Annotated in this window: 18 protein-coding genes; 11 read left to right on the forward strand and 7 right to left on the reverse strand. The window is 59.2% G+C overall.

The features are described from left to right. Positions 1-88: 88 nt before the first annotated feature. Together ACR0C9_RS03425 and ACR0C9_RS03430 are read right to left on the reverse strand one after the other, a co-directional pair. Positions 89-1165 carry a PLP-dependent cysteine synthase family protein gene (locus ACR0C9_RS03425; protein WP_480780385.1) on the reverse strand — a complete coding sequence of 359 codons (1077 nt, stop codon included), beginning with the start codon at positions 1163-1165 and terminating at the stop codon, positions 89-91. Positions 1166-1246: 81 nt separating this feature from the next. Continuing rightward, positions 1247-2266 carry a hypothetical protein gene (locus tag ACR0C9_RS03430; RefSeq protein ID WP_480780386.1) on the reverse strand — a complete coding sequence of 340 codons (1020 nt, stop codon included), beginning with the start codon at positions 2264-2266 and terminating at the stop codon, positions 1247-1249. Positions 2267-2361: 95 nt separating this feature from the next. Here ACR0C9_RS03430 and ACR0C9_RS03435 point away from each other — a divergent pair, with 95 nt between their 5' ends. Together ACR0C9_RS03435 and ACR0C9_RS03440 are read left to right on the forward strand one after the other, a co-directional pair. Continuing rightward, positions 2362-3558 (forward strand): radical SAM protein, encoded by a 1197-nt coding sequence (locus ACR0C9_RS03435; RefSeq protein ID WP_480707988.1) that lies wholly within the window; start codon positions 2362-2364, stop codon positions 3556-3558. 39 nt (positions 3559-3597) lie between these two features. Next, a complete protein-coding gene (locus tag ACR0C9_RS03440) occupies positions 3598-4404 on the forward strand; it encodes a hypothetical protein (RefSeq protein WP_170621547.1) in 807 nt (268 codons plus the stop codon). Here the strand turns inward: ACR0C9_RS03440 and ACR0C9_RS03445 are convergent. Then, positions 4397-9682 (reverse strand): beta-ketoacyl synthase N-terminal-like domain-containing protein, encoded by a 5286-nt coding sequence (locus ACR0C9_RS03445; protein ID WP_480780387.1) that lies wholly within the window; start codon positions 9680-9682, stop codon positions 4397-4399. The two genes, ACR0C9_RS03440 and ACR0C9_RS03445, sit on opposite strands and share 8 nt — an antisense overlap. Beyond that, positions 9648-10430 (reverse strand): thioesterase II family protein, encoded by a 783-nt coding sequence (locus tag ACR0C9_RS03450; protein ID WP_480780388.1) that lies wholly within the window; start codon positions 10428-10430, stop codon positions 9648-9650. The genes ACR0C9_RS03445 and ACR0C9_RS03450 overlap by 35 nt, the downstream gene beginning before the upstream one ends. Positions 10431-10660: 230 nt before the next feature. Here ACR0C9_RS03450 and ACR0C9_RS03455 point away from each other — a divergent pair, with 230 nt between their 5' ends. The 3 genes from ACR0C9_RS03455 to ACR0C9_RS03465 are packed head-to-tail and all read left to right on the forward strand — an operon-like array spanning position 10661 to position 12757. Then, complete coding sequence (locus ACR0C9_RS03455) at positions 10661-11221, forward strand: hypothetical protein (protein WP_170451674.1); 561 nt, start codon at positions 10661-10663, stop codon at positions 11219-11221. A gap of 9 nt (positions 11222-11230) precedes the next feature. Continuing rightward, the gene (locus ACR0C9_RS03460; RefSeq protein WP_170517631.1) at positions 11231-12013 is read left to right on the forward strand and encodes a hypothetical protein; all 783 of its coding nucleotides are present in this window, start codon (positions 11231-11233) and stop codon (positions 12011-12013) included. Positions 12014-12043: 30 nt separating this feature from the next. Next, positions 12044-12757 (forward strand): hypothetical protein, encoded by a 714-nt coding sequence (locus tag ACR0C9_RS03465; protein WP_480780389.1) that lies wholly within the window; start codon positions 12044-12046, stop codon positions 12755-12757. Here ACR0C9_RS03465 and ACR0C9_RS03470 read toward each other — a convergent pair whose 3' ends face one another. Beyond that, a complete protein-coding gene (locus tag ACR0C9_RS03470) occupies positions 12758-12994 on the reverse strand; it encodes a hypothetical protein (RefSeq protein WP_480780390.1) in 237 nt (78 codons plus the stop codon). A 135-nt stretch (positions 12995-13129) separates the two neighbouring features. On the opposite strand from ACR0C9_RS03470, the gene ACR0C9_RS03475 reads away from it, so the two are divergent. From ACR0C9_RS03475 to ACR0C9_RS03490, 4 genes are all read left to right on the forward strand, one after another. Then, positions 13130-14080 carry an ABC transporter substrate-binding protein gene (locus ACR0C9_RS03475; protein ID WP_480780391.1) on the forward strand — a complete coding sequence of 317 codons (951 nt, stop codon included), beginning with the start codon at positions 13130-13132 and terminating at the stop codon, positions 14078-14080. A gap of 83 nt (positions 14081-14163) precedes the next feature. Continuing rightward, positions 14164-15201 (forward strand): glycine betaine/L-proline ABC transporter ATP-binding protein, encoded by a 1038-nt coding sequence (locus tag ACR0C9_RS03480; RefSeq protein WP_170451665.1) that lies wholly within the window; start codon positions 14164-14166, stop codon positions 15199-15201. Continuing rightward, on the forward strand, positions 15194-16783 hold the full coding sequence (locus tag ACR0C9_RS03485; RefSeq protein WP_170451663.1) for an ABC transporter permease subunit: 1590 nt from the start codon (positions 15194-15196) through the stop codon (positions 16781-16783). Before ACR0C9_RS03480 ends, ACR0C9_RS03485 begins: the two co-directional genes overlap by 8 nt. A gap of 53 nt (positions 16784-16836) precedes the next feature. Next, the gene (locus tag ACR0C9_RS03490; RefSeq protein WP_480780392.1) at positions 16837-17811 is read left to right on the forward strand and encodes an arginase family protein; all 975 of its coding nucleotides are present in this window, start codon (positions 16837-16839) and stop codon (positions 17809-17811) included. Here ACR0C9_RS03490 and speB read toward each other — a convergent pair. Then, on the reverse strand, positions 17808-18776 hold the full coding sequence (gene speB, locus ACR0C9_RS03495; protein WP_480780393.1) for an agmatinase: 969 nt from the start codon (positions 18774-18776) through the stop codon (positions 17808-17810). The genes ACR0C9_RS03490 and speB overlap by 4 nt on opposite strands. 69 nt (positions 18777-18845) lie before the next feature. Next, the gene (locus tag ACR0C9_RS03500) at positions 18846-20366 is read right to left on the reverse strand and encodes a trimethylamine methyltransferase family protein (RefSeq protein ID WP_480780394.1); all 1521 of its coding nucleotides are present in this window, start codon (positions 20364-20366) and stop codon (positions 18846-18848) included. Between the two features lie 185 nt (positions 20367-20551). Between ACR0C9_RS03500 and ACR0C9_RS03505 the strand changes: the two genes are divergently transcribed. Together ACR0C9_RS03505 and ACR0C9_RS03510 are read left to right on the forward strand one after the other, a co-directional pair. Next, entirely contained in the window at positions 20552-22987 is a 2436-nt protein-coding gene (locus ACR0C9_RS03505) for a GcvT family protein (protein ID WP_170621553.1), read from the forward strand. 127 nt (positions 22988-23114) lie between these two features. After that, on the forward strand, positions 23115-24089 hold the full coding sequence (locus ACR0C9_RS03510) for a LysR family transcriptional regulator (RefSeq protein ID WP_170451653.1): 975 nt from the start codon (positions 23115-23117) through the stop codon (positions 24087-24089). Positions 24090-24111: the final 22 nt, after the last annotated feature.

Here is a 24111-nt window from a genome sequence, read left to right on the forward strand (position 1 = left end):
TGAGGGCAGGATGCTTTTCGGTTTCGCCAACCTATTTTGAGACGATCAGGAACAGATCGTCTCAATACGCGCCAATAAAAGCAGAGACCTACTCGGCCACCATTTGCGCAGACGGCGTGGACATCGAGATTGCCTGTTCCTCATCCGTCATCTCTTCTTCGATCCCTTCAAACAAAGGTGTCGAGAGATAGCGTTCGCCCGTATCCGGCAGCATGACCAAAATCACCGAACCTTCGGGGGCATCTTCGGCCACCTTCATCGCCACTGCAAAAGTCGAACCACCAGAGATCCCGGTAAAGATACCTTCCTCGGCGGCAAGACGGCGCGACCATGCGATGCCTTCGCTGCCCGGAACGGGGATCAACTGGTCATAGTAGGATTGATCGATTGCTTCCTGCAGAACCCACGGGATGAAATCGGGCGTCCAGCCCTGAATCGGATTCGGCTCAAACTCGGGGTGGCTTTCGGTTGGCTGATGATCCGCATTGCGGGTGTTCACATAGCCCGACCCGACAAGGGCCGCATTCGCAGGCTCGGTCAGGATGATCTTGGTGTCAGGGCGTTCCTTGCGCAGCACGCGTGCAACGCCGGACACCGTTCCGCCCGTTCCATACCCCGTGATCCAGTAATCCAGCCGTCCGCTACCGAAATCGCCAAGGATTTCCTGCGCGGTTGTGTTTTCGTGGATATCCGCGTTGGCGGCGGTCTCGAACTGGCTGGCCAGGAACCACCCGTTTTGCTCGGCCAGTTCCTTGGCCTTGGTATACATCCCAAAACCTTTCTGCGCCCGTGGCGTCAGAACAACCTTCGCACCCAGAAACCGCATCAGCTTGCGCCGTTCGACCGAGAAGCTGTCTGCCATGGTCACGACAAGCGGGTATCCTTTGGCCGCACAAACCATCGCCAGACCGATCCCGGTATTGCCCGAGGTCGCCTCGACAACCGTTTGACCCGGCTTCAGGCGACCGTCGCGCTCGGCTGCTTCGATGATGTTGAGGGCCAGACGATCCTTGACAGATCCGGTAGGATTGAACGCTTCGAACTTGACATAGACGGACACATGCGCCGGTGCGATCCTGCCGATGCGGATGCAGGGCGTGTCACCTACCGTGTCCAAAACACTGTCGAACAGGCGTCCACTCCCCTTAGTCTTGCGAATTGTCATGAGGTCCTCCCAGTTTTCTTTGTTTGCGAACCGTGCCACAGGTCGGCTCAGATTGATACGTCACTTGGTTGTTCTGCGGGGTCAGACGCTGATCGGAGAGATGCCGCCCGCAAAAGCCGCCAAAATGGGGGCGGCCAGCGCAAAACCCGCGCGCATGAAATCGCCGGGCCCATCTGACAGCCCGTGTTCCTTGCGCCAGTCCTGAACGTCAAAATCGTCCTCACCGCCTTCGTTCTGGCGCGCGGCGATTGCCAGATTTGTGACGCGGCCGTCCAGAATTACAGCCACAGGCAGGAAAAAGCTGAGCATCAGCAGGCAGAAATAGGTGCCGGTCAGCAAGGCCGATGCGGTGACCAAGGATGTGAATGCGGACTTTTCCGACTCGGCGATCACGGGCAAGGGCCAGTACATCCAGCTTGAGGCGAAGAACATGCCGAAAGTCAGGATCAGACTGGACAGGTAAAGCTGTTGCTTCATCTGGCGTATGTTGCGGGCCAATCGGACAGCGGTGTCTTCGATATCGCCGTTTTCGCCGGTTGCCAGGCACAGGATCATTCCCGCAATCAAAGCCCCGACTGCAAGACCCGCCAGCCCTGTGATAATGTCCATCACACGCCGGAACAGCGAAAACACCGGAATTTCCCCGCATGTGCCCATCAGCCAGCGATCGCCGACGCTCTGGCAGCCGGGCAGGGTTCCTTTGGACAGGGTCATCTCGAACACTTCTTTTCCCACCTGCCGGTAAATTTGCGGCGGCGTTCCCGTCAGGTGCTGTTGGATCACCGGGATCATGGCCAGCAAAAATACGACCACAACGGTCAGAACCGCCGCAACCCTTGTGTTCCGTTCGGTCGGGCGCATCAGGTTGCGGGCCAGCACTGCGACGGGCAGAATGGCCAGCGCGGCAAAGAACCAGGCGGCGGCAAGAAACCTGTATCTGCCGACCGTCTCCAACCAGTCCTTGTCCTGCACCAGAATGTCAGGGGAAAGGTCCAGATCCTTGGACAGCATATGGGTCTGGATCAGTTCATGGACGGCAAAGACGCAAATGGGCAGCGCGACAATGGAAAAGTAAACCAGTTCAACTCGACGTTTGCGCACGCCAGACCCCCTGCGTGAAAAATCATGACAAAACAAAGCATATCACGGATTTGAAGCAGCTTCATCGTTTCTGAGGTTCTGCCCACGGGTCACGCATGTCGGCAGTTTTCGGCCATGGCTTGGCCACGGTGTGTTATGATCAAGCCCGAGCAAGTTTTGGTGGGGCCATGATCAACCCGATTCAGAACTATCACTACAATCAACAGCGCCGCGCCGGACCCCGGCCCATCCTGTGTTACAGCCCGTCGACCAGCCTGTATTTCGGCACGGACGGCAATGTCTCAAGCTGTTGCTACAATCGCGAGCCGCTGGGCCGGTACCCGGATCAGTCCATCCACGAAATCTGGCAGGGGCGTCCGCGTCAGACATTGTGCCAGCGCGTGGCAAAAGGCGAACTTGGCGGAGGGTGCAACGGATGCGGATCGCAGATTGAATTCGGGAACTACGGCGCGGTCGTCGCGCAGCATTTTGATCGTTGGAGCGTTGATCCGGATCACCCAACCTCGTTTTCCTTCGAGTTGCACAATGCCTGCAATCTTGAATGCATCATGTGCAATGGCGAGCTGTCCTCGCGCATTCGCCGCTACAGGGAACTGCGTGCGCCCATGCAGCAAGCTTATGGCGATGGTTTTGTCGAGGAGTTGGAGGATTTTATCCCGTACCTCGAAGGCACGACCTTCTATGGTGGTGAGCCGTTCCTGATGCGGCTTTACTACCGGATTTGGGAGAAGATGATCACTCTGAACCCGGATTGCGAGATTACCATTCAGACCAACGCAACCCTGCTGCCGGATCAGGCCTTGTCCGTGCTGGAGCGGGGTAACGTACATATCGGTATCTCCCTCGATACGGTCCGGCGTGACACCTATGGCTCGATCCGGCGCAACGCGGATTTTGATGAGGTGATCCAAAACACCCGCTGGCTGGCTGACTATTCGCACCATCACAACCGGCCCATCGGTATCTCAGCCTGTATCATGACGGTGAACTGGCAGGAGCTTTCCGAACTGATGGATTTCACCGACGATCTGGGCGCGGTTTTGTATTTCAACACGGTGTGGGAGCCCGAGCATCTGTCGCTGGCCTATGCCGAACCCACCATGATCCTGCGCGTCATCGAGTATTACAGCCAACTGGCAGTCGAACGGGGGCTGCGCGGGCCGCATGATACCGCCGGAACCGTGACATCGACCAATCTGACGGGATATATCGCCCTGCTTGGAACCTGGTATCAGGCCGCTATCCGCCGGGCGGGTGAGGCGAAATTGGCGAATTTCAACAGTTTGGTGTAAGCTGGCCGCATTGGCGAGTGCAGCAGACAGAGGGCTGAGATGGCTAAAGCAACCGGCAAGCAACCCGCAAAACGCCCGCGTCCCAAAGCAAAGCAAACGGCGCCCAAGCCCAAACCCAAGCCGGAACCGGTTGAGGTTAAGCCGGAGGTCGAGGTTGCGCATGCCGCTGAACCGCCCACGCATCACGGATTGGGCAAACAGGCGGAATTGCAGGCAGCGATGGAGGAAAGCTATCGCCAGCTTCAATCGATCTATACCGCCTTCACGCAGCAATACACCGACGCAGGTACGCAATATCAGCGATTGTCGGAACAGGGCTATGACCCTGACATGGCCGATCTCTACAAGGAATTCACCGAAACGCGCGGGGCCGAGATTGCGCAAGAGGGGTTGCAGCTTGCCATCCGTTATGCGGCCTCGGCTCAGGTCCTGTCCAAGCGTTATACGGACGAACTGTTCCAGTTTCTGAACAATCGGGGAAGAAACGGGCTTGCTGCCGAGCAGCCCGCGCAACCCCAGACGGCCACGATCTCATTGAGCGGCGCGGCTGGCAGCACCCTGTCGGCCAGTTTCGAGGTGGAGAACAGCACCGCGACAAGTGTCAGCCCCCGGATTTCGACCACCCCGGTTCTGGACGAGGACGGCGTTGCAGTTGAAGGCGCGATGATCGACGTGATCCCCGATCTGATCAATCTGGCACCGGGTCAAAAGCAACTGGTCAAGGTCATGGTTCCCGTCGACGCCGAACTGTACCGCGCAGGGCATAGCTACTCTACAGCGTTGGTCATCGTAGGGTTAGGACAGGCGCGCAATCAGTTGATTTCCATGGAAATCGACGTCAGTTAGAGGGCTTCCTGAGCCGCCAGATGCGATAGCTCCATTCCCCGGATTTCATCGACTCGTAAACCGCCGATCCGGGCGCGGCGAGGAAGTTGCTCATCTCCTGATCGCCGCCGAAGGCACCAAGACGCGACGCGGCAATCTCATCGCAGGACAGCAGAACATTCGGCGTGATGTCGCGTTCATCTTCGATGTCAAAGCCAAGGTCTTTCAGACGTTCAAGACATTGGTTCAGTTTCCCGACGGGCAGCAGATCAGTGTAAAGAAACGCGCCTCCGGGTTTCAGGACGCGCAGGACCGAGGCATAGAATTTCTGGATCGCCGGATAGGTGTGTGAGCTTTCGATATTTGTAATCGCGTCGAATTGGCCATCCTCGAAAGGCAGGTTCTCGGCGTCGCCTTGCACAAAGGTCAGGCGGGGATCGGTATGCGTTTTCCGGCAAAACGCGATGGCGGCCCCGGATAAATCCAGCCCGGTGACAGAGGCGGGCTCAAAGAACTCCACCAAAGTCCGCGCGGTACCGCCGCGACCGCATCCCACATCCAGAACGGATGTGCCGTCAATTGGGTGCGCTCCAATCACCTCCAACGCAAGTTTGACCGAGTTTCGGTTCATCATAGTGTCGCTGAGCCGGACATCCGACGCCTCGGGCGCACCGTTGGGCGCATAGCCGTAGTTCAGGAAATGCGCAAAAGCCCCGAAGGCCGAGCTATCAAGCTGGTTGGTCACGCCGTCATACATGTCCTGAAAGCTTTTCTTGGTCCCTTCCAGGTCCAGATCAGGCTCGGGCTGTGGGGCTGCAATGTCCGGCTGGATTGGTTTGTCAGTGGTCTTGCCGATATTCGCTTCGATGATCGGGGCCAGACCCGCGATTGTGGGCGTATCAAAGATCTGGCCGACCTCGGGGTTAAAGCCAAAGCGCTCCTCGATCCGCATGGTCATTTCGATGGCCAGCAGCGAATGCCCGCCCAACTCAAAAAACTTGTCATGGATGCCGACGGGGCTGAGACCCAGCAGATCTTCCCAAATGCCGGCAAGGATGGTCTCCATATCCGTTTTTGGTGCTTCGAACGGGTTGCTGAGGTTGGGGCGGCTATGACCTGTGGCAGTGGTTTCGGTGGCTTTGGGCGTGGCCGTGAACTCGACCCATTCCGCCAGACGTGCCTGCAGTGGGGTGGCTGAGATCACAATCTGATTGGTATTCAATGCAGACAAACGGTGCAGCGCCTCGACCCCATCTGCGGGCGAGATCGCGTCCTCTCCATGCGTCTGATCGGCAAAGGCCCATTGATCCCAGTTGACCGAAATCCAGCGGGTATCGGAGGGGCGCGAGGCGGCGAACGCGTCCAGCATCTGGTTCGCGACGGCGTAATATCCAAGGTTCAATCCGCCAAGAACAGCGGACAGGGACGAGCCCAGCATGACGAAATCCGGGCTGTGATCTTGCAAAACCTTTGCAACTGCGCGGGCCCCGCCGATCTTTGGGTCAGTCTGGCTGTGCAGATCGTCTGCTGTCAGATCGCTGAGTTTGCCAAACCCGCTGCCAACATTTCCGGCCATGTGGAAGACGCCATTGATAGGGCCAAGCTTTCGGGCGGCTTCGGACAAGGCGCTGCGCATCGTCTTTTCGTCCGACACATCTGCTTTCAAAACCATAACTTCGGTTTTGCGCGACAAGTCCAGCAGCCTGCGCGCCAGCATCGCGGTTTTGTCGAACTCGTTGGGGCCGTTGGCTAGCGCCTCCCATTCGGATTCCGCAGGTCCGCCGGAACGGGACAAAAGGACCAACTTGGCCTTGTAGCGTTCGGCCAGCATCTCGGCCATTGCCAGCCCGATATTGCCCAAGCCGCCGGTGATGACATAGACACCTTTGCGTTTGAACAGCGGTGACGCTTCGACGGGTTCCAACTGCTGCGCCTGATAGCTGAGGCGGCACCGTTTTCCGTCGATATAGGCAACCGAAGGGGCGAACTCTGGCGCTTGCAATTCGTTCAAAAGCCAGCCTGCGAGGCGATCTGCGGCAGGTTTGCTCCGGTCGTTTTCCGCAATGTCGACCGAGGTAACGCGCAGCGAGGGGACCTCCTGTCCCAGCACCTTCGCCAATGCGAGTGTTGCCGAGGTCTCGACCCCCGTCGTCTTGTCCGCTCGGGCAGGCTGCGCCTGCGCTGTGACCGAGATCATCCGAACCTTGGCCAGTCCGTTGGCTTTGGCGATGGCCAGAGCCGCGCTCTGCATCGCCATGACATTGGCCGAGGCGTCCAATAGCGCGAGAGGCCAGAGGTAAACGATATGTGTGATCGGCTTGTCGTTGTCCCGCAGTTCGCTTGCAAGCCGGGTGAAGTGTGTTGGATTGCTCGGATCAACCGAGAACGCCCTGTCCTTGCGGTGCATGAACCGCAAAGATGCGGTGACAATGGTAGCGTCGACCCCCTTGGATCGTAACGTTTTTTGCAAAACTCTGGCTGCTTGACCCTTGTCGCTGAAGATCAGGACACGCGCATCATCGGGCAAAGCTTCGGTGTCCGTGATCGGAGCGTCCATCCACTGGGGCACATACCCCCAATCGACCATCGCCTTGCGCGTTGCCGCCGCGTCCACGCTGGGATCTTCCGCACCGCCGACCCAATAGCTGTCCCGTTCGAACGGATACATCGGAACGGGTACTTTGCATCGCGCCTCGTCCGCATAATAGCGATGCCAGTCGATTTCAGCCCCATGCGCCCAAAGCTGCCCGAGCGTGTCGGTGGCCATGTCAGCCTCGAACTGCGGACCGGATTTGCTGTTCATCGAGGGCAGGGCAACCGAGCCGGTCCCGCTCAGTTGCAGCCCGGCGAGGTTGGTCAGGGATCGGCCGGGGCCGACCTCAAGGAAAATGGCATCGGGCAGGTCCAGCCCGGCTTTGACGCAGTCAGCAAACCGCACCGCGCTGCGCAGGTGCATGGCCCAGTAGGCCGGGTCGGTTGCGGCGGTTTTGGTCAGGACGGTGCCGGTGAGGTTCGAATAAATGTCGATCTGAGGCGCACGCAGGCGAATGCCCCGAAATGCGTCGATGAAGTCGTCCAGAATCGGGTCCATCATCGCTGAATGGAACGCGTGTGAGGTTCGCAGAATAGTGGCTTTGATCTTCTGGTTCTCAAGCCGCTTCGCCAGTCGCTTGATTGCCGGGCTCGGTCCGGCCACAACGGTCATTCCGGGAGCGTTCACAGCGGCAACCGCGATGTCGTCGGGAAGCAACGGGCGCAGATAGGCTTCCTCTTTCGGAACTGCCAGCATCGAGCCGGGCTTGCATGACGCCATCAGAGCTCCACGTCGGGCCACCAGTTTTGCCGCGTCCTTTAATGTCATTACCCCGGCCAATGTTGCCGCAACATATTCGCCGATGCTGTGCCCGATCATCGCGCGCGGTCGAACGCCCCACGACATCCAAAGCTGCGCCAGCGCATATTCTACGGCAAACAGCGCAGGCTGCGTGAATTGCGTCTGCTTCAATTGCTCAGCCGCGCGTTCACGGTCCGCTTTTTTGGCGAAAACGATGGGCTTCAGGTCCAGACCGCTGCTGTCCCGAAAGGCGCGGCAACAACGGTCGAAGGCTTTGCGAAACACCGCTTCCGACCGATAGAGGCCCTTGCCCATGTCAGGGTATTGCGCGCCTTGGCCCGAGAACATGAAAACGACAGGGCGATCCTCGCCGCTGGATTCAATCGTGCGGACCTTGTCGCTGTTATTCGCCAACAGGGCCAAAGCGCTGCCCGCAGGGTTTTTGGCATCAACGCGCACATAGCGCCGAAGGGCAAACCGCGCGCGGCTTGTTTGGGTTGTGTAGGCAATATCCGCCAGGTCCGAGGGCGCGGCGCTCATGATGCGGCGTGCATGTGACAGCGCCAACCGATCCAGCGCGGCTTTGTTGCGTGCGGACATGACGATCAATTGCTGCGGGCGCCCCGGCCCGGATGGGGCCTGTTTCGGAGGCTCCTCGAGCAGGATATGCGCGTTGGTTCCGCCAACCCCAAACGAACTGACACCGGCCCGGCGCGGACCGTCGCTTGCCGCCACCTTGGTCGCGTCGCGGTTGACGTAGAACGGGCTGGTCGGAAAATCGATGCCCGGGGCAGGGATGTTGAAATGGGGGTTGGGGGGGATCGTGCCGGTCTCGGCCACCAAAGCGGCCTTGATCAGCCCGGTTACCCCGGCAGCGCAGCTTAGATGGCCGACATTGGCTTTGACCGATCCGATCGCGCAGAACTGCTTGTCCTCGGTCGATTTGCGGAACACGCGCGACAGGGCCGCGACCTCGATAGGGTCGCCGAGCATGGTCGCGGTTCCGTGCGCCTCGATATAGCCGACCGAGCGGGGCGGGATGCCCGCCATCTGAAACGCGGTTTCAATCGCACGGGCCTGACCTTCGGCGCTGGGCGCAGCATAGCTGACCTTGTTCGATCCGTCGTTGTTATGCCCAAACCCCCGGATCACGGCGCGTATGCGATCACCGTCGCGAAGGGCATTGTCGAGCCGTTTGAGCACCACAAGACCCACGCCGCTGCCCACTATTGTCCCTTGCGCAGCCGCATCGAAAGGGCGGCACTGGCCGTCCGGCGACAGAATACCCCCGGCGGCAAACAGGTAGCCGCGCCGCTGCGGGACCTTGACCGTAACGCCCCCGGCCAGCGCAATGTCGCAGCTTTCTTCCAGCAGGTTCTGACAGGCCAGACAGGTCGCAACAAGGGATGTGGAACAGGACGTCTGAACCGTGATCGCAGGCCCGGTCAGGTTCAGCTTATAGGCCACCTGTGTGGCCATGTAGTCCTTGTCGTTGGTGATCATCAACTGCATGCCGTCCAGAAAGCCCAGACGGTCAAGATTGCGGTTGATCAGGTACAGGTAGCCCGACAACTCACAGCCGCCAAAGACACCTATGTCTCCCTTGTAGCGGTCGGGCACATAGCCCGCATCCTCAAGCGCGTGCCAGGCGCATTCCAGAAACAGGCGGTGCTGCGGGTCGGTCAGTTCCGCATCACGCGGGCTGAAGCCGAAGAACTCGGCGTCGAACTTATCCACGTCATTCAGCAGGGTGGCTTTGTTGACGTAGTTCGGCAACTCGTACAGCTCTTTCGGGACCTGCGCGCCTTCCATTTGTTCGGGGCTCAGCGTCGTGACGGCCTCGCGCCCCGCCAGCAAGTTCTGCCACAACTCATCCACACTGGCCGCGCCGGGAAAGCGCCCCTGCATGCCGATAATGGCAATCGACGCCTCATCCGGCGCGATGGAGGTCCTTTGAGTGTTCATTCAGGGCATCATCAACGTAGTCGAAAAGTGTGTCGGCGAAATCCAGGTTGGAAAAGGGAAAGAAGTGATCGCCTGCAAACAGGCGGCATTCAAAACGGCTGCGCGTGCGGTGCCGCCAGCCGAGAATGCTGTGGAACGGAACCTGCGGGTCATTGTCCGAGCCGACCGCAAGGATTGGGCAGCTTAATGGGGGGTGCTTGCTGGCGCGGTCCGCGTCATAGGTTTCGAGCAGGGCAAAATCTGAGCGCAAGGCAGGCAGAAACCGATCCATCAAGTCTGCGTTGGACAGAACATCGGGCGGCGTGCCGTTGATGGCCTCAATCTCGGACAGAAACCTCGACCTTGGCAGCCCGGATATTGCGCGATCACGCCGGGTCATCTGCGGTGCAGACCCGGCGACGACCAGCAAGTCGGGCGGCTTGCCCTGATGATCAAGCGCGCGGGTGATTTCATAGGCCAGCAAGGCCCCGAAACTGTGACCGAAAACGGCAAAGGGTCGATCTGTCAGTGGCTGAATACCGGCCAGAACCGACTCGATCATATCCGGCCAGTGATCCATCGGCGGTTGGTCCAAAAGCCGTCCGCGTCCGGGCAGGGTGACGGCCCTGACATCCAGAACCGGCGCAAATCCGCTCATCCAGTCGTGAAAGCGCTCTGCCGCGCCGCCTGCATGCGGAAAACAGACCAGCCGACCCGACAGCCCGGCATGGGTAGGGTTCTGCGGAGTCAATGCGATTTCTACACTCACAGCGTCTGTCACCTTTGGTGATACCCTCGTTCGCGTCGCGCAGACGTCGTTTTGGTCAGCGCCTATCATACCACGAATTCAGGGGTTTGACGCCGTCCAAGCCGCCGGACCACAGTTTCACCCGTGAAACAGAGGCCAAAATATGCTACCTTGGCGGTACTTTTTGCACAGTTTTCGTGCCAAGCGCTTACTCAGGTGCGGCGAGCACCGGAATGGATTTGGAGGTGACTATGCCAGGGGGCGGAGGCAAAGGTGGCGGTGGCCGCAGCACCGTAAACGTCAATAACGGACCCATCACAATCGACTCGGACACAGATGCCGATGTCACCATCAACGGCCTCGACGATATCGGTGTCACGCTGAACGGGGGTCAAACACCGATCAAGACCGAGACCAAGCTGGAAGGCGGCGATCCGATCAAGACCGAGAGCGTTCAGGACCTGAAAATCTCGGAACCCATCGTCAGCGAAAACACCACCGACCTGACGCTTGAGATCAAGCCGCTGTCGATTGATCTGAAACCTGTGGCGCTGGATCTGTGCACGACCGTCAATTACGGCAAGCTTCCGACCGGTATCATCCGCCAGCCCTATCACCACCATATCGGCGTGACTTATATGGGCGTCGAATATTACGGCGTAACCTATAGCGGCGAAAGCAAGCAGGTCTACGAAGAATTGCCCTTCCGCCCCTCGGTCCAATTGCCTGCGCAAAGCTCGGCCCCGTCCGGTGGGTCGAAAACGGCCAAGCCCAGCCCATCCTCGGGCGGCGTCAAAATTCACATCAAATAGGGGTGCGATATGGCCAGGGCTGCAAAGACCAAGACGCCGGATGTCACACTTCTTGAGCCACTTGTTCTGGTGGGCGCACCCGGCGCGGTGCACGGCACCTTGAACCTGGGCAACGCAAGTGCGGAACGCAAAGCCCTGCGTGATTTGAAACTGACAGAGGTCAAACCCACATCGGGCCGGGGGTCGCGGGCTGCGGCAGCGAAACCCACACTATCCGTGGACCTGCCGCGTGTGAAACTGCGGGCCGGGGCCAGCAAGTCCGTGCCGGTTACAGTATCGCTCAGCCCGACGACCCCGCCGGGTATCTATGCGATGACGCTGCCCGTTGATGGCACCGACCACCCGGCCGAGGTTATCGTGACCGAGGTAGTGGATTTCGAGGTCAACCCGGATGAGGTGTTTCTAGTCGGCGCCGCCGGAACCAAGGTCAAGAAACTGATGGCGTTCCGAAACCACGGCAATGTGCCGGTCGATGTTCCCGCCATTGGGGCCGTGCAACTGGATCTGGACCTGTTGCATTGCCGGGCGCAGCGCGAGACCCTGAAGAAACTGCGCGATACGGATCGGACTCTGGACGACGTCATGAAGGCCATGTCGCTGAGCTATGATGCCGAGTTGGAAAGCTTCACACCACTCAAGGTCAAGAACGATCCGGTAACGGTGGCTGCGGGGCAGACGGTCTCGCAAATGTGGGAATTCACGATACCGGGCACGATCCCCAAGGGGGTCGAGGCCAACGCGGCCATCCGGATTTTGTCTGAAACAGTGACAGTGCACATTCTGGCGGTTTGAACGCTCTGTCCGTGATGAGGAGGCAAGAAAATGCAAAGAACCATGACACGGCGCAGCAGCGGGAAGGGCAGAAACCCCGAGGTGTTTTACGGCTACTGCTACCGGACGCAAGGCATGCGGATGATGACGGTCGACGACTATCTCTGTAACCTGCGCGAAGGGTATACGCAGATCCAAGCCTACACCCAAAGCCTGTACGGTGTCCCGGATGCGCGGCGGTCCTGTTACGACGATTGTGGCTGCGATTGTGAGCCTTGCGGGCATGACAGTTGCTGCGACTGCTGTATCTGCGATGGCGATGTGCTGATTGAAGCGCGCTGTTCTGAACGACGCGTTATCTCGCTGACCTTCTCAAATGACTCGCGCCGCACCCGTGACGTCACCGTTTCGCTGAGCAGCTTTTCAACCGCCAGCGGGCGCGATCTCGGTTGGGCGGCGGCCCTGTCTGACACAAAGTTCACGCTTGGTCCTTGCGAGGAAAAGGTGGTTCAACTTGTCGTAAATATCGATTGTTCGGTTTTCCACAAAGACGATCCCGCAAGCACGGCAGGCACGGCAAGTACAGCCGCCAAGGCCCGCAAGGATGACAATAATCAACGCCTTGTGGACGTGGACAGGTGCGAGGTCGCCTATGCCCGCGTCAGCGCCGATGGCTGCATTTCGCGCCCGGTTCTGGTTGCGGTCGCCGTATTGCCGAACCATTGCGACAGCTACGTCGCGACGTGCAAATGCGATTGCTGCTGATCAGGTCGCGCCGCAATCAGACAAGTGCATGATGTAAGCTGTGCCTTGCGTGCATGGCGCGTTGCGCTTTACCAGCAGAAATTGTGGAAAGCGTTGCCTTTGCCCTGAGGTTTTCGCCGAAGACTTACGCAATTCGGCAAGTGATTCCGAAAATCTCGAATATTGGTTTTCGTAATTTCGAACAAACTTCGTTTCTGCTGTGTCGCGCTTGATGCGCAATACATTCGCATGTTTCACTTTTCCAACACGTGTATCGCCAATGGGTGCAGGCTAACAAGCTGCAAACACACGTGTTGTCAAAAAAGAACAGGCGCGGGTGGGTAGGACCTGCTGAAACACCGTGCCCCATAAAGTTCAACATGGAGAGATCTTATGAAAAAACTATCGTTGCTACTGGGTGGTGCTTCTTCAGTCGTCGCCCTGCCGGCTTTTGCGGCCGACATCGTGATTGGCGTACCAAACTGGGCCTCGGTCAACGCAACGGCGCATATCCTTGAGGTTGTCATCGAAGAGAATCTGGGCCTGGATGTCGAACTGCAAAACGGCACCAACCCCATCGTGTTCGAGGCGATGGACAGCGGTTCAATGCATGTCCACCCCGAAGTGTGGATGCCGAACCAGCAGAACCTGCATGACACCTATGTCAAGGATAACGGCACCGTCGTGATGAACGAAAACCCGGTTCAGGCCGAACAGGGCATGTGTATCCCGACCTACATCGCGGAACAGCACGGCATCACATCGATTGATGACCTGAGCGATCCGGACAAGATGGCCATTTTCGACACAGACGGTAACGGCACGCCTGAGGTATGGATCGGCGCGCCCGGATGGGCCTCGACCGTGGTCGAGAAGATACGCGCGAAATCATATGGTTATGATCAGATCTTCGACCTGACCGAATACGAAGAGACCATCGCCTACGCCAATCTGGCCAACGCGACCAAGGCAGGCGATCCGTGGATCGGATTCTGCTATAGCCCGCACTACATCTTCGTGACGCAGGACCTGACTGTGCTGGAAGAACCCGCCCATGATCCGGCGACCTGGACGATTGTCCAGCCGACCGATGATCCGGACTGGCTGGCCAAGTCCGAAGCATCAACAGCCTGGAACGGTGCGACCTTGCACCTGCACTATGCGAAAGAACTGGAAGAGGCCTATCCCGAAGTGGCCGCATTGTTCCGCAACTATCAGATGCAGGGCGACGACCTGAGCGCGATGGGCAAGGCGCTGGCCGTGGATAATATTGAAGCATCGGATTTCGCTCAGCAATGGGTGGCCGACAACGAAGACACGGTGATTGGCTGGCTGACCAACTAAGCCGATGAAACCCGGGCCGTTGCGACAGATCGCGACGGCCCTTTTCCTATCTGCCTGGCGAAACCGCGCCTTATGGGGGGCAAATGGACGAATCTGTCGTTAAACTTGAACATGTCTGGAAAATCTTCGGCAACCGCGCGCCCGAAGCCATGGAAGCCGTCCTGAAAGAGGGTCTGACCAAAGCACAGGTACTTGAGCGTTTTGGCTGTGTGGTCGGCGTGCAGGACGCCAGTTTCGAAGTCTCGCGCGGCGAGATTTTCTGCATCATGGGGCTGTCGGGATCGGGTAAATCCACTCTGGTCCGGCACGTGAACCGCCTGATCGAACCCACGGCGGGCAAGATCGAGATACTGGGCAAGGATGTATCAGCCATTTCCGAAACAGAACTGCGCCGCATTCGCGCGCAACAGATCGGAATGGTGTTTCAGCATATGGCGCTGATGCCGCATCGCTCTGTCCGCGATAATGTGGCCTATCCGCTGGAAATTCGCAAAGTGTCGAAGTCCAAACGCTGGGCGGTGTCAGACCACGCGCTGGGCCTTGTGGACCTGACCGGTTATGAAGACCGCCTGCCCAAAGAGCTGTCAGGCGGGATGCAGCAACGCGTGGGGATTGCGCGGGCACTGGCTTCGGACCCTGAGATTTTGTTGATGGACGAACCGTTCTCGGCGCTGGACCCGCTGATCCGCCTGCAATTGCAGGATCAGTTCAAGGCGCTTGTGGCGCAGTTGAAGAAAACGACCCTGTTCATCACCCATGATCTGGATGAGGCCATTCGCATCGGCCACCGGATCGCCATCATGAAGGATGGCGTGATCGTTCAGATCGGCACGCCCGAAGATATCGTGATGAACCCGACAGACGACTATGTGCGCGAGTTCGTGCAGGGCATCTCGAAACTGAAACTGGTCAAGGCGCATTCGATCATGGAGCCGGTCGCCAGCTATTCCGGTCCGCTGGATGGCGCGCCGCGAGCGGATGAAGGGGCCGATTTGGATCAGCTGATCGATCTGGCCGTGAATACGGATATGCCGGTGGTCATCACCGATGCTGGCTCGGATGTGGGTGTCGTTACCAAGCCACGATTGCTGCGCGGAATTCAGGGGGGCAAAAATGACTGATGCAGCCATGGAAATGAAGGTCACCGCCGCCTCGGATATCGAAGTCGACCGCGAGACTCTGGATCGCTCGATCCACGAATTCGCTGGGCCAAACGGCGACTATTACGTCAACGCGTTTCACAAGATCCACGACGCGACCAGTGCGATCCCGAACACGTTCAACTTGTGGGCCGCCGTGCTGGGGCCGTTCTGGTCGGCGTCGCGCGCCATTTGGGGCATGTTCTGGACCTTCCTGATCCTCGAGATCATCGCCTGGGTCCAGATCGGGCGCGGAGCCTGGGGCAATCCGGGTGCGGAATTTGCCGACCGGGCGGCGCGTCAGCAGGAACGCGCGGACGAGTTGCTGGGTCGGGCTGCCGAGGCGACCGAGCAGGCTGATATCGACCGCTTCACCAAACTGGCCGAGAATATCCAGAAAGCGGCGGACACGAGCCTGGAACGCGCGCTGGCGGCACAGTCCGAGGCGACGGGTATCCTGATCACCGGTTTGTTGATGCTGTTGATTTTCAAGGTGGTTCAGGGCTTCTACGCCGACCGCGTGTACGAGAAACAGTATTCGAACTGGCGGATCAATCCAGACAAGACGGAAAGCGGGCGGTCCACGCGGAATATCGTGATGGGCGCGATCCTGATCGCTGCCATCGGGCCTCTGATCGTCTACAAGTTCACCGTGAACGCATCGCTGCCCTTGCTGGACGCCTTCCCGGAACAAGAGGTCTCGGCTGTCTTTTTGGGCGAGGATGGTGGGACGCTGTTCTCAGCGCTTGCCAGTTGGATGGAGGCGCAGATTGATGCCGCCGCCGCCGCCGGGGGCGATGTCTTTGACGGGATCGTGGCGGGTGTCCGATCCGTTCTGGATGCTCTGACCATTGCCCTGATCGGGTCGCCCTGGCCGGTGGTCATGCTGGTCATCTGCGTCACCGCATGGCGGGCCGCTGGCCCTCGGGTCGCAATCTTCACGGCGGCGTCCTTGGCCTATATAGCGCTGCTGGGATACTGGGACGTGGCGATGGAGACGGTTGCGCTGGTGGGTGCGGCAGTGATCCTGTGTGTGGTCTTCGGCATTCCGCTGGGCATCTGGTTCGGTAAATCTCAGCGCGCCTACCGTGCGGCGGAACCGGTGCTGGACTTGATGCAGACACTGCCCGCTTTCGTCTACCTGATCCCGATCATCGCCTTCTTTGGCACCGGCAACCCGCCGGGTATTCTGGCCACGATCATCTTTGGCATGCCCCCCGTGATCCGCCTGACGGCGCTGGGGATGCGCGGGGTGCCTGACAGCATCAAAGAGGCTGCGGTCGCCTTTGGTGCCTCGAAATGGCAATTGCTGAAGGATGTGGAGATTCCGCTGGCCTTGCCCTCGATCATGACCGGGGTAAACCAGACCATCCTGATGTGCCTGTCGATGGTGGTGATCATCTCACTGATCGGTGGCGGGGGCCTGGGCAAGGAAATCCTTGAAGCGCTGCAATACGCGGCCAAGGGGCCGGGCCTGCTGGGCGGCTTTGCCATCCTGTTCTGCGCCATGGTCATCGACCGCATCGTGCAGGGTGCCTTCCGGCGAGAAGACGAAAAAATCTGAATGCAAACGCCCTCGGTTCCCGCCCGGGGCGTTTTTCATTGAAGGAGAGCGGGATGGTAGATCGCTACGAACAATCCATGATGGATAGTCTGTACTGGTGGGGTGTGCCGACGCTGTTTCGCTGCCCCAACACAGGACCCGAGGGGCAGGATATCGCCTTGGTCGGTGTACCCCATTCCACGGGTAACGGCACGACCGAGCGCGATCAGCATCTGGGTCCGCGCGCTTTGCGCCACGTCTCGGCCGTGCAGCGCAGGGTTCATTCCCTATTTCAGATCGACCCGTGGACCAGTGCGAAAATCGCGGATGTGGGCGACGTGCCCTTACCCCGCGCCAATGACAACGAAGCGTGTATCGAGCAGATCACCAAGTTCTACAAAGACATTGACGCCGCCGGTGCGCGCCCGGTTTCCATTGGCGGCGATCACTCGATCACCGGTGGTATTGTTCAGGCGCTGGGCTGTGGCAAGCTGGCGGGGGGCGAGCCCGTAAGTTTCCTGCATCTCGACGCCCACACGGATGTGTTTACCAAGGTGGATCACTTTCTGGGTGCCAAGAAATCGGCGGCGCATTGGGGGGCGTATCTGGCCGATCAGGGGCAAGTCGACCCAAGCCGCTCCATGCAGATCGGTCTGCGGGGGCATCCGCGCAGTCTGGACTGGCTCCAGCCATCTTATGACTACGGCTATAACATCGTGACAATGCGCGAGTTTCGGCAGCGCGGTCTTGCCGAAGTGGTGGCGCAATCGCGCGAGGTGCTGGGCGACCGTCCTGTCTATATCACCTTCGATCTGGATTGCCTTGACCCGACCGTTGCGCCTGCCGTGTCCAATCTGGAACCCGGCGAGAAGGGTTTCGATATTGATGAGGCAGTGGGCCTTCTGCATGCCGCGCGTGGGCTGAACATCATCGGAGGAGACGTGGTCTGCATGATGCCCACCAAGGACAGCCCGAACAATATCACCGCGCTGACGGCTGCGGCGGTGATGTTCGAGATGATCTCGATGATTGCCGAAAACGTCAGCTAGCGCCGCGCATCCACGGCCTGCGCCAGCACACAGAGCAGTTCGAACATCAGTGAAATACCAAGCCACGCTGTGCCCCCGTTTGGATCGAACGGGGGTGCGACCTCGACCAGATCGGCGCCGACAAGGTTCACGCCGGACATCTGGCGAATGACCTGCTGCGCCTGAAAGCTGTTGGGTCCGCCGATTTCAGGCGTACCTGTGCCGGGGGCGTAGGTCGGGTCGACAAAGTCTATGTCATAGGTGCAATAGGTCGGGGCTGTGCCGACAATCTGTCGGACCTCGGCCATGACATCGTCGATGCCGCGGTCGAACAGTTCCTCGATGCGGATAACACGAATGCCTTGCGCCTCGCCCCACTCGATATCCTCGGTATTGTAGGCGGTGCCGCGAATGCCGACCTGCACAAAGCGTTTCGGATCGACCAGACCTTCTTCGACGGCGCGGCGGAACGGGGTGCCGTGGGTGAATTTGTGGCCGCCAAAATAGGTGTCGAACAGGTCGGTATGGCTATCGAATTGGATCAGACCCAGCGGACCGGACGCAGCAAGCGCGCGCAGCACGGGCAGGGTGGTCAGATGATCCCCGCCAGCGGTAAGCGGCGTAATGCCACCCGACACAAGACGACCGTAGAAGCTGGTCACGCGATCCAGAGTGTCGTCAATGTCGACCGGATTGGGCGCAACATCGCCCAGATCGGCGCAGTTCACCAAGGAAAATGGGCTGACGCCGGTCACCGGGTTCATGGCGCGGATCATGGTGGAATAGTCGCGCAATTGCCGGGGACCATGCCGCGCGCCGGGTCGGTTTGTGGTGCCACCGTCCCATGGGATGCCGACGAGTGCCAGATCGACGTCTTTGTATCGCTCATGCTCGGGTGTCAGGTTCGGCAGGCGCATGAAGGTTGGAACACCCGCAAAGCGGGCAAGGTCCATCGCCGATACCGGTTGAAAAAATGCGTCTGCCATGGTGCCCCCTGATCCGTGTCGGTGTGACCCTAACCGGCTGGCGGTGTGTCGCCAATCCATAGTTTGCGGTCAGTAGAGAATACGAAACCGCTTGCGAATCTCTGCATCCTGCTCGGGCGTCAGATAGGTGGGGTGATGTGTTTGCAAGGTCTCGATGGCTTGTTCGCGGGCGTTGGTCCAGGCGTCCTTTGCACCGTCCTCTTGCCACGTGCGCGGCTCGGTTCGATCTGCAAGGGCAGGGTAGAAATAGTCCCGCTCCATCGCTTCATAGGTGTGAGAGCTGCCGAGAAAGTGACCATCACCCAGAACCGACTGGCAGATCGCCTCGAAGCCCAGATTTTCCTCGGTCACTTCGATCCCCCTTAGCGCGCGATATGTGTGAGAGTGCATTTCGTTGTCCAGCACAAAGGCTTCAAAACTCGCACCCAATAGCGACGCGGTCATGCCCGAGCTTTCATAGATCAGGTTGCCGCCCGCCAAAGCCGCCGCCAGCGAGGTCATGCCCTTCTCAACCCCATATTGCGCGTCAATGGCCTTGGCGTCCGTCATCGAGGCCGCAACGCCCGAGGGCAGGCCCAGCCAGTTGATGATCTGGGCCGAGGCCGCGTTCAGGATGGCGGTCTCGCCACTGCCGCCCGCAAATGCCCCGGTCCGCAGATCCACGATGAAGGGCCAGTTGGAAAACACCATGGGAAAGCCGGGCTGGATCGTATTGACCATCACCAGACTGGCCAGTGTCTCGGCCAGCGATTGCGCCAGAAACCCGGCCAGCGTCGCAGGGGCTGTTGCGCCGGCCTGCGCGGCGGTGATGCAGGACATCGGGATGTTGTGCCGGACGCATTCATAAACCACGTCCACCGCATCTTCACCGTATCGCAACGGAGAAATTACGGGACTGATATGCGCCTTCAGAAACGGCCGTTCGGAAAATGCGCCGGGGCCACCTGCGGCAATGTCCAAAAGCGAGACAATAGGTGCGACATGCTCGGCCAGAGTGAACGATGTCGCGACGGGTTTCGTGGTGTTTTTGACCAGCGCGTAAGCGGTGTTCACGTCCAGATCCAAAACATCGGGTACATCTGTCGCGACGCAGCAACGGGTGAACCAACTTACATTGGCCAGCGTGTCCTGCAGCCGGGTGAAATCATGCAAATCTGCAAGGGTTGAAGGGCGATAAACACCGCTTTCAAGGTCCAGCGTCTGAACCGCTGCCCCTCCGGTTCCGAAAAACACCCGATCGCCACCGACTTGGATCGAGCGGGCCTCGTCCCGCCCATGCAGGGTGAAAGTTTTTGCCGCCGTGTTGATTGCACGTTCGACCATCGCGCGCGGGAACAAAACGCGGTCATGTTCAGCCTCCAACGCGCCTGCTGCCAGCAGGTCCTTGCGCAAACGATCCGGGACTTCGCCCATGCCAAGCGTTTCCAGCAGACGAAGCGCGGTGTCGAAGATCCGGGAAATCTCACCCTCGGTCAGCGGCTTGTAGAAACCACCAACCTGACCGGGCGCGCAGGGATCAACCTCGGGCTTGGCCGCGCGTTGGGCATGACGGGCCTTGCGACCGCTTCTTCTGTTTCCGTCCGATGCCATGCGCGGGGCGCTCCTCCGTCGTGTCTGGTCCCACCGTAAAACTCACATATCGCGGCCCGCAAAACCAGAAATCAGCCTTTCGAAATCTAAAACCACAGTTTCGATTTTTTCAAAGCAACAAAAGGCGCGTTGCTGAGAAGTCCTGTTTGTCCCCACCATCTGACCGACGCAGGAAGGAGCGCGCGATGAAGTCACGCACAAAGGTCGTTGTGATCGGAGGGGGGATCGCCGGGTGTTCCACCCTGTACCATCTGACGCAAGAGGGGTGGAGTGATGTGGTTCTGGTTGAACGGAACGAACTGACATCGGGCACCACATGGCACTCGGCCGCGCAAGTGACGAATTTCGGCATGAACCAGACGATGGTCGGGCTGAAATCCCACTCGATCCGGCTGTATAAAGAGCTGGCAGAAGACCCCGATTACCCGATCAACTACCACCACGGTGATGGCGGCATTCGGCTGGCCAATACCGAGGCGCAGATGCAGGGCTATCGCCATTTTGCCTCGATGGCGCGGGGGATGGATGTGCAGTTTGAGGTGATCGATGCCGAGGAATGCGCCCGCAGGCACCCTTTGATTTCCACGGATAACCTGATCGGCGGGCTATGGGACCCTTTGGATGGTGATATTGACCCGGCGCAACTGTGTCAGGCTTTGGCGCGACGCGCCCGGAAAGCAGGGGCCGAGGTTTATCGCAACACGCCCGTGATCGGATTGATCCAGCACAGCGACGACACCTGGACCGTTAAGACAGAACATGGTGATATCGACTGCGATATCGTCGTGAATGCCTGTGGCTATCGTGTGAACGAGGTTGGCGCGATGATAGGGGTGCATCATCCGGTTTCCTCGATGGAGCATCAGTATTTCCTGACCGAAGAGATCGCGGCCATTCGCGATGCCGGGCACCGAATGCCGCTGCTCAGATGTCCGATCAGCGACTATTATTGCCGTCAGGAAAAGAACGGATTGCTGGTGGGGTTTTACGAACAGGATTGCAAAACCTGGGGCATGGACGGGATCGACCCCAATTTCGTCAATGCTCTGTGCCCAAATGATCTGGACCGGGTGACGGACGTTCTGGAAGGGGCCTTTGCGCGGATGCCCGCCTTGATGGAGGTCGGTATTCATACGGTCGTCAATGGCCCGATCACCTACACCATAGACGGCGCGCCCTTAGTCGGGCCGATACCCGGCAAGCGCAACGCGTTCTGCATCATCGGGCTACGCGCCGGGTTGGGCGAGGGTGGTGGGCACGGTTGGCTGCTGGCCCAGCAGATCGTGCATGGTGAGGCGTGTTATGACACATGGTGCCTCGATCCGCGCCGGTTTACCGGGCACGCGAATGTCGAACTCACGGCGCTGAAGGCGATTGAGGACTATCAAAACGAATTCAGGTTTCATTTTCCGCATGAACACCGTCCTGCCGGTCGTCCAGCTAAGACCACGCCTCTGACCCCGGTTCTGGCTGCGGCTGGTGCCGAATTCACGGTGGTGAATGGGTGGGAACGTGTCGATTACATAAAACCCAGTTCTGAGTTTGAGCCGACGCTTGGCTTCGATTTTGACGAAACGTTCGACGTTGTCGCCGCAGAAGTGCAGAACATCCAGACAAATGTCGGACTGGCCGAGGTAAACGGGTTCAACCGGATCGAGATCACCGGCGCGGATCGCCATGCCTTTCTGGATCGCATGTTCTGCGGCACGGTGACGAAACGCGAGGGGCGGGTCGGGCTGGGTTATCTGCTGAACCATCACGGAATGATCAAAGGCGAAGCGACGGTTGCGAACCTGCCCGCCAGCGATCGCGGCCCTGCGCGGGTCTGGTACGGCTCGGCGGCGGCTAGCGAGTTTCATGATATGGACTGGCTGATCCGACATCTGCGCACGGACGAGGATGTGCATCTGAAAAGCCTGACCAATGACCAGACGATCCTTGTGCTGGCGGGCCCGAACGCGCGCGCGGTTCTGTCTGCCTGCGCGCGGGGCGATTGGTCGGCGGACGCCTTCCCCTGGCTTAGCGTGCGAGAGTGTTTCGTGGGCATCGCACCCGCGATGGTGATGAATATCAGTTTCTCGGGTGAACTGGCCTATGAGATTCACGTGCCCAACGCTTCGCTTTATGCCGCATACCTTGCCTTGCAACAGGCAGGTGCCGCGTTTGACATGCGCCTGTTCGGGGCGCGCGCGGTTGACTCGATGCGGATGGAGAAGGGATTTCTGCACTGGAAAGCCGACCTGATCACCGAATTTGATCCCTATGAGACGGGATTGGCCCGTTTTGTGAAACCGCACAAGGGTGAATTCATCGGGCGGGAGGCATTGGCCCAGCGACACGCCAAGGGGCCGTCGCGATGCCTTGTGCCCCTCGCGGTCAACGCCACCCACGCCCCGGCGCATGGAGGCGCGTCGGTAATGCAAGGGGACCGTGTGGTCGGGACGGTGACGTCGGGCGATTGGGGGCATCGGACGGGATTGAACCTGGCCTATGCCTTCGTCGATGCGCCCTTGGCCAGCGTCGATACCACGTTTGACATCGACATGTGCGGAACGCGGGCCGAGGCAAAGATCATCGCCCCGTCCCCCTATGATCCACAGTTCGAGCGGATGCGCAGCTAGGCGAAAACGGCCCGGTTTTTGGCCAACCGTGCTGCATTAGGTGGCCGAACTCCGAATTGAACATTGCCGATCCGACGATTCTCTGTTTCGATTTTACCGAAAGAAAGGGGCGGGAGGAGGCGCGCCTATGTCGAAATCGCTGAGCCTGCGCTGGCTGGAGGTGTTCCAGCTGATTGCCAAATCCGGGTCCATCCAACAGACGGCTTCGGAAACCGGGTTATCGATCAGCACTGTCTCGAACCATTTGCGTAGTCTGGAAACCGCGTTGGGGATTGATCTGGTCGACCACACCCGACGCCCCATGAGCCTGACCCCCGCCGGAGAGGTGTTCGCTCGATACGTACGCGAAGGTCTGACCGTGTTGAAACGGGGAGAGGCGGAAATCCGATCCGGCAACTGGCTGCATGCCACATCCCTGCGGTTGGCGCTGATCGACGATTTCGACAATCAGGTCGCGCCCGAGCTGTTTCGCTATCTCGCCCAAACCCTGCCGCGATGCAATTTCCGCCATTTCACCCGCCCCAGCCACGAAATCATCGCGAAACTGCAGGAACATAAGCTGGATGCAGGCGTCGCGACCCGGCCACCGGGCAAGACCGATGGGCTGGTCGAATACCCGCTGCTGCGGGATCCGTTCATTGTCATTCTGCCTAAATCCTTCGGTGGGTCGATTGAGGATGTGCTGAAACCCGACTCGGACCTGCCTTTCCTGCGCTATTCCCGCGATTATACCATCGGGAAACAGATCGAGATTCAGTTGACGCGCAGCAAGTACAACCTGCCCAACCGGTTTGAGCTGGAATGCAATCAATCCATCGTCGGGCTTGTGGCCGAAGGTAGCGGTTGGGCGGTGACCACGGCGGCCAGTTTTCGGCGCGCGCGGCGGTTTCATGACAGCATTAATGCACAGCCCTTCCCGGGCCGGAACTTTGTGCGCACCGTGTCCCTGTTCACCACGGATGTGTATCCCAGATCGACCTCTCTGCTGATCCACCGTGTTCTCGGTAAACTGATCCAAACCAATTATTGCGACCCTATCGGGGCAAAACACCGCTGGATGGAGAACGAGTTCAGAACCCTGCCCAGCGGGGCCGACGGCTAGCGCGGGCGCATGAAGACTAGTC

The sequence above is a fragment of the Ruegeria sp. C12 genome (genome assembly GCF_056537745.1).

Bases quoted from the DNA above. Each gene is read 5' to 3' on its own strand.
- ACR0C9_RS03425 (WP_480780385.1), bottom strand. From the start codon at position 1,165: ATGACAATTCGCAAGACTAAGGGGAGTGGACGCCTGTTCGACAGTGTT.
- ACR0C9_RS03435 (WP_480707988.1), top strand. From the start codon at position 2,362: ATGTCGGCAGTTTTCGGCCATGGCTTGGCCACGGTGTGTTATGATCAA.
- ACR0C9_RS03440 (WP_170621547.1), top strand. From the start codon at position 3,598: ATGGCTAAAGCAACCGGCAAGCAACCCGCAAAACGCCCGCGTCCCAAA.
- ACR0C9_RS03445 (WP_480780387.1), bottom strand. From the start codon at position 9,682: ATGAACACTCAAAGGACCTCCATCGCGCCGGATGAGGCGTCGATTGCC.
- ACR0C9_RS03455 (WP_170451674.1), top strand. From the start codon at position 10,661: ATGCCAGGGGGCGGAGGCAAAGGTGGCGGTGGCCGCAGCACCGTAAAC.
- ACR0C9_RS03460 (WP_170517631.1), top strand. From the start codon at position 11,231: ATGGCCAGGGCTGCAAAGACCAAGACGCCGGATGTCACACTTCTTGAG.
- ACR0C9_RS03465 (WP_480780389.1), top strand. From the start codon at position 12,044: ATGCAAAGAACCATGACACGGCGCAGCAGCGGGAAGGGCAGAAACCCC.
- ACR0C9_RS03475 (WP_480780391.1), top strand. From the start codon at position 13,130: ATGAAAAAACTATCGTTGCTACTGGGTGGTGCTTCTTCAGTCGTCGCC.
- ACR0C9_RS03480 (WP_170451665.1), top strand. From the start codon at position 14,164: ATGGACGAATCTGTCGTTAAACTTGAACATGTCTGGAAAATCTTCGGC.
- ACR0C9_RS03485 (WP_170451663.1), top strand. From the start codon at position 15,194: ATGACTGATGCAGCCATGGAAATGAAGGTCACCGCCGCCTCGGATATC.
- ACR0C9_RS03490 (WP_480780392.1), top strand. From the start codon at position 16,837: ATGGTAGATCGCTACGAACAATCCATGATGGATAGTCTGTACTGGTGG.
- speB (WP_480780393.1), bottom strand. From the start codon at position 18,776: ATGGCAGACGCATTTTTTCAACCGGTATCGGCGATGGACCTTGCCCGC.
- ACR0C9_RS03500 (WP_480780394.1), bottom strand. From the start codon at position 20,366: ATGGCATCGGACGGAAACAGAAGAAGCGGTCGCAAGGCCCGTCATGCC.
- ACR0C9_RS03505 (WP_170621553.1), top strand. From the start codon at position 20,552: ATGAAGTCACGCACAAAGGTCGTTGTGATCGGAGGGGGGATCGCCGGG.
- ACR0C9_RS03510 (WP_170451653.1), top strand. From the start codon at position 23,115: ATGTCGAAATCGCTGAGCCTGCGCTGGCTGGAGGTGTTCCAGCTGATT.